The sequence below is a fragment of the Verrucomicrobiota bacterium genome (assembly GCA_039027815.1).
Classification (GTDB): Bacteria; Verrucomicrobiota; Verrucomicrobiia; order Verrucomicrobiales; family JBCCJK01; genus JBCCJK01.
Genome location: JBCCJK010000035.1, coordinates 21,104 through 31,596, shown reverse-complemented (window position 1 = coordinate 31,596; position 10,493 = coordinate 21,104). Strand labels below are relative to the sequence as shown.

General features: G+C 62.3%; 10 protein-coding genes. 3 read left to right on the top strand and 7 right to left on the bottom strand.

The genetic code is table 11. The features are described 5' to 3' along the window. Positions 1-138: 138 nt before the first annotated feature. From AAF555_09800 to AAF555_09790, 3 genes are read right to left on the bottom strand one after another with little or no spacing between them, the layout of a single operon-like run. Positions 139-1,179, bottom strand: a complete 1,041-nt coding sequence (locus AAF555_09800) for a hypothetical protein (protein MEM6911861.1) — start codon at positions 1,177-1,179, stop codon at positions 139-141. After that, complete coding sequence (locus tag AAF555_09795; GenBank protein MEM6911860.1) at positions 1,125-2,312, bottom strand: NAD(P)/FAD-dependent oxidoreductase; 1,188 nt, start codon at positions 2,310-2,312, stop codon at positions 1,125-1,127. Before AAF555_09795 ends, AAF555_09800 begins: the two co-directional genes overlap by 55 nt. After that, the gene (locus tag AAF555_09790) at positions 2,309-2,911 is read right to left on the bottom strand and encodes a hypothetical protein (protein MEM6911859.1); all 603 of its coding nucleotides are present in this window, start codon (positions 2,909-2,911) and stop codon (positions 2,309-2,311) included. Before AAF555_09790 ends, AAF555_09795 begins: the two co-directional genes overlap by 4 nt. A 150-nt stretch (positions 2,912-3,061) precedes the next feature. Between AAF555_09790 and AAF555_09785 the strand changes: the two genes are divergently transcribed. Then, complete coding sequence (locus AAF555_09785) at positions 3,062-4,294, top strand: PQQ-binding-like beta-propeller repeat protein (protein MEM6911858.1); 1,233 nt, start codon at positions 3,062-3,064, stop codon at positions 4,292-4,294. Between the two features lie 61 nt (positions 4,295-4,355). Here AAF555_09785 and AAF555_09780 read toward each other — a convergent pair whose 3' ends face one another. Genes AAF555_09780 through AAF555_09765 form a run of 4 tightly spaced genes read right to left on the bottom strand, consistent with a single transcriptional unit; the run spans position 4,356 to position 8,238 of the window. Beyond that, positions 4,356-4,835 carry a hypothetical protein gene (locus tag AAF555_09780; GenBank protein ID MEM6911857.1) on the bottom strand — a complete coding sequence of 160 codons (480 nt, stop codon included), beginning with the start codon at positions 4,833-4,835 and terminating at the stop codon, positions 4,356-4,358. A gap of 12 nt (positions 4,836-4,847) precedes the next feature. Further along, entirely contained in the window at positions 4,848-5,993 is a 1,146-nt protein-coding gene (locus tag AAF555_09775; GenBank protein ID MEM6911856.1) for a hypothetical protein, read from the bottom strand. Further along, positions 5,990-7,546, bottom strand: coding sequence for a hypothetical protein (locus AAF555_09770; protein ID MEM6911855.1), 1,557 nt, complete (start codon positions 7,544-7,546; stop codon positions 5,990-5,992). The genes AAF555_09775 and AAF555_09770 overlap by 4 nt, the downstream gene beginning before the upstream one ends. Positions 7,547-7,578: 32 nt before the next feature. After that, on the bottom strand, positions 7,579-8,238 hold the full coding sequence (locus AAF555_09765) for an HAD-IB family phosphatase (protein ID MEM6911854.1): 660 nt from the start codon (positions 8,236-8,238) through the stop codon (positions 7,579-7,581). Between the two features lie 101 nt (positions 8,239-8,339). Between AAF555_09765 and AAF555_09760 the strand changes: the two genes are divergently transcribed. After that, positions 8,340-10,049, top strand: coding sequence for a DUF3592 domain-containing protein (locus AAF555_09760; protein ID MEM6911853.1), 1,710 nt, complete (start codon positions 8,340-8,342; stop codon positions 10,047-10,049). After that, positions 10,046-10,489 (top strand): hypothetical protein, encoded by a 444-nt coding sequence (locus tag AAF555_09755; protein ID MEM6911852.1) that lies wholly within the window; start codon positions 10,046-10,048, stop codon positions 10,487-10,489. The genes AAF555_09760 and AAF555_09755 overlap by 4 nt, the downstream gene beginning before the upstream one ends. Positions 10,490-10,493 lie beyond the last annotated feature (4 nt).

Below are 10,493 nucleotides of genomic sequence, written 5' to 3'. Positions count from 1 at the left end.
GGGGAAGGGAGAGCCGGTGTCTTTCGAGCCAGCCCAGCGTTGCTCCTCGGTTACGGTGCCTGCACCGCGCCCTCGTCGCGCCTTGGTCTGGCCCGAAATCCACTCGGCCATTCTACCAGCCAATTCTGCAGCTTGGTATTAGGACGTGGTGGCGGCGGCTTGGGGAGGGGCGGTGTCTTGGCTTTCTTCTTTGGAGAGGAGGCGGGAGAGGGCGGTCAGGTGGGGGAATTCCACCAGCATGCCAAGGATGAGCGCGGCGTAGATGAGCGGCTGGTCGGGGAGGGCGATCATGGTGAGCCCGAGGACGAGAGGGGTGTTGCGGGCGGCGGTCGTCATGGCCAGCAAGACCTTTTGCCCGTGGGCCAAGCGGAAACGGCGGGCCAAGAATTCTCCCAGCAACCAGGTGACCAGGAAAAAGAGAAAGACGGCCGGCAGGATGAAGGCCAGCTCCCCGGGATGAGCCAGAAGAGTGGGGGCGTGCTGTCCGAAGACGCAGCAGACGAGGGCCGCCAGGATCCAAGGGACGAGCGAACCAGCCAAGCGCGGCAGCGTTTCAAAGCGGGTGGGGGATAGGAGGCGGGAGAGAAGGAAACGCAAGAGGAGGGCCCCAGCGAAGGGGAGGAGGAACCATTGCCAGAGACTGCCCCAGAGGCCGCTCACTCCGCTCCCGCTCGGCGTGCCAATGAAGAGCGTTAGGTAGACGGGGAAGAGGAGGAGCTGGGAGAGCAAATTGATCGGCAAGAGGACGGCGCCGAGCGCGACATCGCCCTTGGCCATGCGGGTGAATCCGAGGAACCAATCGGTGCAAGGAAAGAGGAAGTAGAGAAGCAGTCCGGCAAAGAGGGCGGGTTGGTTCCCGAAGAAGAGCGAGGCGATGCCCCATCCGAGGAGCGGGATGAGCAGGAAATTGGCGGCCCAGGCGAGGGAGAGGAAACGCAGGTGGCGGGTGGCCTTCAGGAGCGGTTGAAAGCGGACTTCAAAGAAGAGCAAGACCAGCAAGCTCAGCACGAGGGGGTCGATGACGGCCCCGAGAGCTTCCCCGGCGGCCGGGGAGAGGAGGCCGAGGGCCAGGCCGGGCAGGACCGCGAGCGGGAGAAGGATGGCGGTGGCGTTGGGCGAGAGGGTCACGAGGCGAAGGCGGAAGGTTCGGGCGCGGTCTCGGTCGGCTCGATGGCGCATTCACAGTTCGTGCAGCAGTCGAGATCGGAGTTCATGAAGCCGGCCTTGAGGTAAGGGAGGAGCTTTTCATCGACTTCTGGCTTACCGAGGCGAGTGGCGATTTCGTGAGCGATGACGCCAAAGCGGGCTCGGAATTTATAGATGAAGCAGAAGAGCGAGTTGCGGTGGACGAGGGAGGGGCCGGAGTAGAAGAGCCCAGGGGTGAGGGTCGATTCATCCGCTTCTTCGCTGAAGCAAGGGAGCGAGTTTTCATCGTGCTCGAAGAGGTTCTCGACCAGGCCGAGGCCGCTGTGGAAGCCGTTGGCCAGGATGGGTCGGGTGTGAGAGACGAGCGGAATGTCGTCCTGATCGCGGAGGGTCCACCACTCGGCTTCTTTTTCGATCTGCCGAATTTCGGTGTTTTTGACGAATTCGAGCTTTTGGGCGCGATCGGTCTGGCGCAGAAGCGCACGCAGGCGGTCCATGGTGCGGGGGCTGAGCGAGCGGGAGGGGTCCGGGTGATCCGAGGACCAGGGCTCGCCTTTGGAGACGAGTCGCACGGATTTGCCAAGATCGATCAGGTTGAGCGCCGCATCCACTCCGCTCTCGTAGCCGCCGATGACGGTGAATTCCTCGCCCGAGAGCGTTTCCCAATCCGCCACGTGGGAGGAGTGGAGGGCGTGCGTGGCGCCGGGGAAGTCGTCATCGCAGGGATGGAAGAATTGCCCAGCCGTCCAGACGACGTAGTCGGCTAGGATGTGTCCCTGATCCGTGGTGGCCAGGAAGCCGGTTTCTTCCTTTTTGAGGGCCGTGACTCGAGTTCCCGTCTGCACGGGGAGTTGATAGTGGGTCGCGACGGCTTCGAGATACTCGGCGTAGTGCCCGCCATCGGGATGTTGGGTCCGCAGGAAGTCGGCGGGTGAGGTCTCGGGGTCGATGGCGTTGAGGTCGGTCAAGCCGAAGGCGTTCGAGTGAAAGGAGGGCGTCAGCAGGGACATTTGACGGGGCCAGCTTCGAAAGGCCGCTCCGATTTCCCGCGCATCAATGACCAATTGGTCGATGACCCCGGCGCGTTTGAGGGCGGCGGAGACCCCCAGCCCGGCTGGCCCGGCCCCTACGATGAGCACGCTCGTCTGAAGAATTTCCTTACTCATGGCGATGTTTTCTGGTGGGGGCTGTCTGGTTTTCCAAAGCGTCTTGCCCGGGGCAAGTCCTGAGAATGATCCCGCCACCGCGTGACCCAGGCCCTGCCCAGCTCGGGGCAGAGCCAAGCGCGGGTTCCTGGCAAATTTTGGTAGTGGCGGTAGCAATTTTCCCGGTGCTGTGGCCCGACCAGCTGGGCGACGTGGGCGTCATGCGCCAACCACCAATCCAGAAGAGGACCGACGGCGGACTGGAGCGCTTCGTCCGCGCGGGAGGCATAGGACTCGCTCGGCCATTGTCCCGGGATGGGCGGGGCCGAGTCCAGCCAGCGAACGCAGCGACCCAGGGGGCGAATGAAGAATCCTCCCCCTTCTTGGCCGATCCAGCCCGCGAAGGAGCCGTGGAGCTCGATGGCCCCCTTTTCCCAAGGCAGCCGATAGCAGGAGGTGCCTTGGAGCCCAAGGGAGGGACGCTTGGCGAAGCCGGTCCGCTCCAGCAAGTTGCCCTCCGGGTGGACGGCGTCCTTTCCCCAGAAAAACATCTGCTGGTTGAAGCCAGCCGAGAGATCGCGGAAGAGCGGCGAAAGAGAGCGTGTGGGAGAGGTTGGCAAGGTAGACTGTTACGACCAAGCGGCTTCTAACGCAATCGCTTTGCAATAGCAATTCGATCGCAAAGCGATCCCTGAGTGCGTTCTCCTAATTCTCCTAAAGAGGCGAGCGTTTGGGAGTGGCAGCTTGCCGGCGAGCCGGTAGGGTGGGCGATGCGCGCGCTTCTTTTTCTCGGCTGCTTCCTCAGTTCTGCCTGGGCAGAGGTTTCCTGGCCAGAGTTCCGAGGCCCTTCTGGCGATGGGGTTTCCCGGGCCACCAAGGTGCCGGTGCGGTGGAGTGAGCAGGGAAACGTTCGCTGGAAAACGGCGCTCCCGGGCCGGGGCTGGTCTTCGCCCGTGGTGGCGGAGGGGCGAGTGTGGCTGACGAGTGCGGTGGAGTCCGGGGAGGAGAAGGAGCTACTGGCCTTGCAGGTGGACTTGGCCACCGGGGCGCTCGAGCGAAAAATCCGCTTGGGAACGATCCCGCAGACGCCCGGCATGCATAAGGCGAATAGCTACGCCTCGCCCACCCCGGCGATTCGCGAGGGCTATGTGGTCTGTCATTTTGGGGCCTTTGGGACCTTTTGCTTGGCGGCCGAATCGGGGGAGCTGTTGTGGCAAACGCGTTACGTCATTGATCACGAAGTGGGGCCGGGTAGTTCCCCAATGGTGGTCGACGATTTGCTGATTCTGGTCTGCGATGGGACCGATGAACAATTTGTGGTGGCCTTGGACTTGGCCACCGGCCAGGAGGTGTGGAAGACTGCCCGACCACCGCTGCGCACGGACTCGCCCATGCGGAAAAAGGCCTTCAGCACCCCGCTGCGAATTGACTCCGCCGGGCGGGAGCAATTGGTGATTCCCGCGGCCCAATGGCTGGTTTCCTATGACCCATTGAGTGGAAGGGAACTTTGGCGAATGGATCATGGAGCCGGGTTTTCCGTGGTCCCGCGGCCGGTTTATGGAGGGGGCCTGCTTTATTTCGGAACGGGTTACACCAAGCCGGAGGTGTGGGCGGTTCGAGTGGACGGGGTGGGAGAGCTGGGGGCGAGCGAGGTGGTTTGGCGGGAATGGCGTCGCATGCCGACCCGCCCCTCGCCCCTGCTGGTGAATGATCTTTTGTTTGTGATCACCGATGGTGGAGTGGCCACTTGCTTAGATGCTTTGACCGGCGAGAGCCAATGGCTGGAGCGCATCCCGGGCAACTATTCGGCCTCGCCGGTCTTTGCCGATGGGAAGATTTATTTTTGCAGCGAGCGGGGAGTGACGACGGTCATTGAGGCGGGGGCGACCTTCCGCGAGTTGGCCAAGAACGAGTTGGATGGGGGCATGTGGGCTTCGCCGGCCGTTTTCAGTGGGGGCTTGCTTTTGCGGACTGAGGAAGCGCTTTATCGGATCGGGGAGTGAGATTGATTTGGTGACGATTTCAGGTTTCGGCTACTCGATTCGGCGGCTTGGTATTAGATGGCTACCCGCCCGCTTCGGCTGAGATTCTCACGAAGGCGTGGAGGCCGTGTTTTTGGACCGCTTGGCGGATGAGTTCTTCTTGCTGCTTTTCGAGCTGGAGTCTTTTGTCATCGCCCAGACTCTCCCAGCGTTCCGGCGTCATACTGCGCATGACTTCGACGGTGGCGTAGCGGCGGACCAGTTCTTCCCAGAAGCAGTCTTCGGAGAAAAATTCGAGGGCGGCTCGGGCTTGCGAGTTTTCTTCGAGAGCCGCCGTGGGCACGAATTCGCTCCGCTCGTTCGAGAATTCCACCAACTGCTGGTAGCCTTGCCGGTGCGCTAACTGGTAGAGCTTTTGCTCCAAGGCTTGGACCGCTTTGCCATATTCCTCATGACAGACTTCTTGGCCTCCGCAGACCACCCAATAGCTGAGAAAGACGATTTCGATGAGCAGGGCGAATTCCTCTTGGCTGAGGTCCAATGAGATATCGGGGTCCGGCATGAGGGGCGGCGATTACAGACAGCGAACCAGGGACATGAGGGCGAAACTCGTGCCGTAAGCCCGGTGGTAATCATAGAAAGGGAAGTCCCACCAACTGCCGTCTTCTTCCTGCAATTCCAGGAGAATGAGCGCGAGGTGTTGCTGGTAGAGCGGGCGTTCTTCCGCAGAGAGATGCACGAAGGAGCGGGCACCGTAGTATTGGCCATAGTAGTAGAAGTAGCCGGCGATGGCGAACCAGGCTTCGTGCGGCACAGGCCGCTTGCGTCCGATGTCCAGCCAGCCGGAGCGGGTGTAGAGGCGGGTTAGCCATTCTCGGAGATCCTTTGGCTGCACGCTTTCGTGTTGAAGTTCGAAGAGGGCCAGGTTGCACGCTTGGGACCGAGCCAGGCTGCCGGCGGGACGATTGATTCCGTAGCGCGGCACCATTTTGTGGGGTTCGGAGTAGGCGTAGGTGAGGTCGGGGTTTTGTTGGCGTAGGATGGTGCGGATCCCTCCTTCGATGAGGTCTTGGGGGACTTCCGCCCCTTGCTGGCGGGCGGCTTGCAAGGCGAGGAGAGCGGTCGCGGTCGTGAAGCTATTGGCATTGCCCCCGGGCATGCGGGAGCCGACGTTGAAGTCATAGTAACCCCAGCCCCCTCCGGCATACTCGTAGCGGCCCAGGAGATCAATTTGCTGCGCCATGGCGGTTCCCAGGAGGGCCGTTTTCTGGGAGTCTTCGGAGGCCCTTTGATGGAGGAGCGCCAAGCTTTCCAGGCCATAGCTATGGCCCCAGATGTTGTAGAGGGCTTCCTGGTCGGCCCGGCGGAGTCTCGGGAGTTCTTGGAGGAGGTAGGCTTCGCCCTTGGCCAGGGCCTCTTGGATGGCGGTGGCTTTCTCAGGAAGATAGGACTGGGCTTCCAAGAGCGCTTTGACCGAGAGGCTGGAGATGGCGGTGCGGAAGGCCCGGTGGGCGCCGGGCACGGGGGCGTAGATGTTGAGCCCTTTGGTATTGCGCGGGGTGCCGAAGGAGCCGTTGGGGTTTTGGTGACCCAAGAGAAAGTCGATCCCAGCTTCGATTGATTCGAGAACGGCTTCGCGGGAGGGAGGCGCTTCCAGGGGCGGGAGTTCCGCGCAGACCAGCGTGGGGAGGAGAGAGAGCCACGGCAGTATACGTTTCATGCGTCTTGCGGTCCGGTGGGAGAGACGGTGTCCCCTTCCGCCAAGCCGGAGAGGATTTGGACTTGGCCTTGGGAGCGGGCTCCGGTTTTGATGAAGGTTTTGCGGAGGGTGGGGGTGGCCTCGGGAGGGTCTTCTTCGGTGGTGGGAGCGGCCGCTTGCGAGGGGGCTCCTTCTTCGGGCTCCAGAGGAGCGGAGGTCTGCTGCAACCAAACATAGTCTTGGTAGCGGCCGTCTTTCCATTCTTGGTGGATGGCCTCTTCGGCCAGGACGAGGGTTTCTTCGAGGTCGACTGGGAGGAGGGTGATCTCGGCTTGCAGGCCGATGAGGGGGCGATCGATTTCCAGCAGTTCGTGCTCGAGCGTGATGGCGAACTGGCCATCGAGCTGTCGGGTGTCTTCGATCCCGCTCAAGGTCACGGGAAAGGAGACTTGGGGGTCGGCGGTCAGGCGGGCGCGCCCCGGGGTTTTCGTGCTGAGGTAGAGGAGGTCTTCTTCTTTGACCGAGCCGCTCAGGAAGAGGGGGCCATCGGCTGCCACCACGGTCATGAAGATTTCCCGCGGGGTGAGTTTGCCGGCTGGTTTGACTTTTTTGGAGAGGGTGGCGGCGTTTTCGAGTCGCCCTTCGACCCATTGGCCGAAGAAGACGAAGCCATCGATGGGGGCCACGATATTGCGGAGGTCTTCCAAGTCCTTTTGCAAAAGGAGCAGCTCTTTGGTGGTGCGATCGAGGGAGAGCTTGGCTTTGGCCAGTTCGATTTCCCGCAGTTCCAGCCGGCCGCCGAGGAGCGCTTTCTGCTTTTGGTAAGCAATTTCTTTTAGCTCGATGGAGCGCTGGCGGTCTTGCAGCATGCGCGGGAGCGAGGTCTCGGTGAAGCGCTCGCTCGAGGTCTCGGCATTGCGGAGGTAAAAGCGGAATATTTTTACGGTGTCTTCTTGGCGACGCAGGATGATTTCTTCGGTTTCCTCCGTCAGTTCGTCCGCTTCATACATTTTGCGGAGCTGCTCGAGTTCTTCTTCTTCGTAGGCGAGTTGATTGAGGCTGCGCTCGAGGGAGAATTGGTTGCTCTCTTTCATGAGCGGGACTTGGACTTCTTGGAAGTAGCGATAGTCGGCGAGCGCTTGCTCGTGGTTTTTGTCCAATTCGGCTTCGCGGATGGGGAGGGTTTGCTTGAGCTCTTGGATTTCCAGAGTGAGGGCATCGAACTGGAGCTTGGCGGAGTCGGCCTGGAATCGGAGATCGGCCACGGCTTTTTCGAGTTCCTCGAGGTCGAGGGTCACGAGCGGATCCCCCTCCCGGACCGCTTGGCCATGACGGAGGGTCGAGAGCACGGGAAGGCTGCTCCAGGCCCCGGGGTCGACCGCGATGGGATAGGATTCGCCCGGGCCGAAGCGGGCTTTCACTTCCACTTCCACGCGGAGCGCGCCGGTCTCCACTTGGTGGAGTGTCGGCTCTTCCGGCTCGGCCTCGGGCGCGGGCTCGCTCTCTTCCGCGAAGGAGGCGAGCGGGAGACTGAGGAGGAGAAAGAGGAGCGGGACGGGGCGATCAGCTTGCATGACGGGATTTCAAGAAAGGAGTCGAAGGGAAGTCAGCGGGCGGGGGCGAGGGGGAGCCTTTCCAAGAGTGGGGGCAGTTCGCCGAAGGAATGAATGAAGGCCTCGGATTTTTCTTTTACGGCAGGGCGGGCGGTGAAGCCACCAAAGCCGACGAAGAGATCGACCTCGGGGGAGGTTTCCCAATCGGACACGCCATCGCCCACCATGACGATCTGGCTGGGCTGGAGCCGCGTCCGCAGTTGGCGAATGAGTTCAGGTTTGCCGCCATTGCGGGTGGTGGGGTAGCTGGGATCGAAGCCCTGGTAGGCGCCGGTGGGTGTGAAGTGGAGGGGGACGGCTTCGATGGCTTCGATCTGGAGGGCGGCCGCGAGAGGTTCAATCGCTTGCCGGAATCCGCCGCTCAGGATGAGGGGGCTCCATCCGGCTTGGCGGGTCACTCGGAGGGTTTCCTCGATCCCGGGCGCGAGGTGTTGGAGATAGAGCGCTCCGATCTGGGTGCAGAGGGCGCGGTCGGGGCGGATGAGGGCCAGTCGCCGCGCGAAGATGGATTGGATGGGGATCTCCCCGTTCATGGCTTGGGTGGTGAGCTCTGCCACTTCCGCGAAGATGGCTTCGCCGCGCAGCCTCGCCATTTCATCCACCCCCTCGATGGCGCTGAGGGTGGAGTCGCAGTCGAACACGAGGAGCTTCATCCCGGGTTCTCTAGTCTTCCGAGCCGAGTCTGTCCAGTCAGCCGGTGCTTGGCCAAGCGCTCCTGCTTGACGGGGGGGATTTTCTTCCGCGATATACCGGGATGGGTTGGCAGGTTTCGAAGGGGAAGGCCCAGGGCAACCGGCAGTTGTCCTCTGGCTGCTTGGCGCTCTTTGGGCTGCCGTTTTTGGCGGCGGGCTTGTTCTTTGCCTATGTCAGCGGCCAATCGCTGGTGACGGCACTGGTCTCGCAGACTTGGGAGGAGGTGCCCTGCGTGGTGGACGAGTTCCGCATTTTGGTGGACCGCAAGGCGGACGAGCCCTTCCATCCAAAGGTCCGCTACCACTTCCAGTGGGAGGGGGAGAGGCGGGAGGGCCGGGTCTTGCGCCACGAGAGCGATTCCCGGGAAGACGAGTATGAAGCGCTGGCTGAGCTGAGATGGCGCTTTCTGGGCGAGGGAGACCAGGTCTGCCGCGTGAATCCGGCCAACCCGAGCGAGAACGCCCTTTTGGCGGGCTCGGCCGGTGGGGGCTTGCTCGGTCTGATTTTTGGGCTGGTTTTTGCCGTGGTGGGCGGGGGGATGCTGGTGGGCGGGGTCGTTGGGTGGCGGAGGAGGAAGGCGGCCGTTTCGTCCGAGGAGGCGCTGTCTTCGACCGAGCCGGCGCGGGGTGCCCCGTGGGTCCTGGTGGTGGTGGCGAGTCTCTCCGGATTGGCGGGGCTGGGGATGCTGGTGGGCTTGGCTTTGCCGATGGTGGCGACCTATTTGGACGCGCGAAGCTGGGAGGAAGTGCCTGCCACGGTCATTTGGAGTCGCGTCAAATCCCACGAGGGAGAGGACAATACGACCTACAGCGTCGACATTTTTTATCGCTACCAGTTCCAGGGCCAAACCCACCGCAGCAATTCAGTGAGCTTGGCAAAAGGCTCTTCCAGTGGCCGGGCCAGCAAGCAGCGGAAGGTCCGGCAGTTTCCCCGCGGGAAGGAGATCGTGTGCTACGTCGATCCTGAGAAACCTTGGAAGGCCTTGCTGGAGCGAGAGTTCGCGGGGTGGAGTTGGGTCACGGTTTTGTTTCCGCTTCCCTTCCTGGCTTTCGGAGTGGGGGGCTGGCTTTGGTTTGGGAAAAAGAGAGCGGCTGAACAGCGGGAGGCCTCGTTGGCCAAGGAAGGAGGGAGCGAGGAGGAGCTTCCGGCTGTCAAGACGCTGGCTCCGAGCAAGAAGCGCCTGCTCTGGGTGGCGGGCGCCTGGGGGGCGGCGATTTTCTGGAATGGCATCCTGTCCGTCTTTTTGAGCGAGGTCTGGCAGGCTTGGAAGAGCGGGAGCCCGGATTGGTTTCTCACGCTTTTTTTGGTGCCCTTCGTCCTGGTGGGACTCGGTCTGATTCTGCATGCCTGCTACCGCTTGGGAGCGGCTGTCAATCCTTCCCCCGTGCTCAGTCTTCGCCCCGGGGGGCTGATTCTGGGTGAGGAGACGGAGTGGCGTTGGCGGGTTTCCTCGGGGGTCGCGAGGTTGCGCTCCTTGCGCGTTTACTTGGTGGGAGAAGAAGAGGCGCGCTTCCAGCGGGGGGAGGATACGGTGCTCGACAAGCAGATTTTCTTCGAGGAGAAGCTGGTGGATGCCCAGACGGAGGCGGCTCGCCGGGAAGGCCGCGGCATCCTTTCGCTCCCCCTGACAAGCCCTCCTAGCTTCCGGGCGGAAAACAATCAGATTCGGTGGCGACTGCGGGTGCGCGGCGCCATCCGCTGGTGGCCGGATGTGCACGATGAGTATGAGATTGCCGTGCGAGCGGCCAAGCTGAGCCAAGAGCGGCTATGAAGATCGAGTTCGCTATTCCCTTGGATCACAGGGCCTACACGCCGGGCGAGGAAATCAGCGGCCTGGTGCGCTGGTCGGGCGCGGCCGCGGATTCAGCTGAGCTGCGTCTTTTTTGGTTCACCGAGGGCCAGGGCAGCCGAGATGTCGGCTTGCTCGCGAAGGAGGAATGGCCCCAGCTCCCTCCCAGCGGAGAAAGGGCTTTCCAGTTTCTTCTGCCGAACGGGCCCTTCAGCTTTTCCGGCACGCTGATTTCCTTGCGATGGGCCTTGGAGGTGCTGGTGGAGCCGGGAGGCGCTTCCGCCCGCTACGATTTCGTGCTGGGGCCGGAGGGCCGGGAGCTGGTCTTGGGTCGCGTGGAGGACCCTGAGAGCGAGGGCAAGCCGGGACGGTGGGGTCGCTTCTTTAAGAAAAAGCTTCGTGGGGGGGGGGGGTTGGATTAGGTTT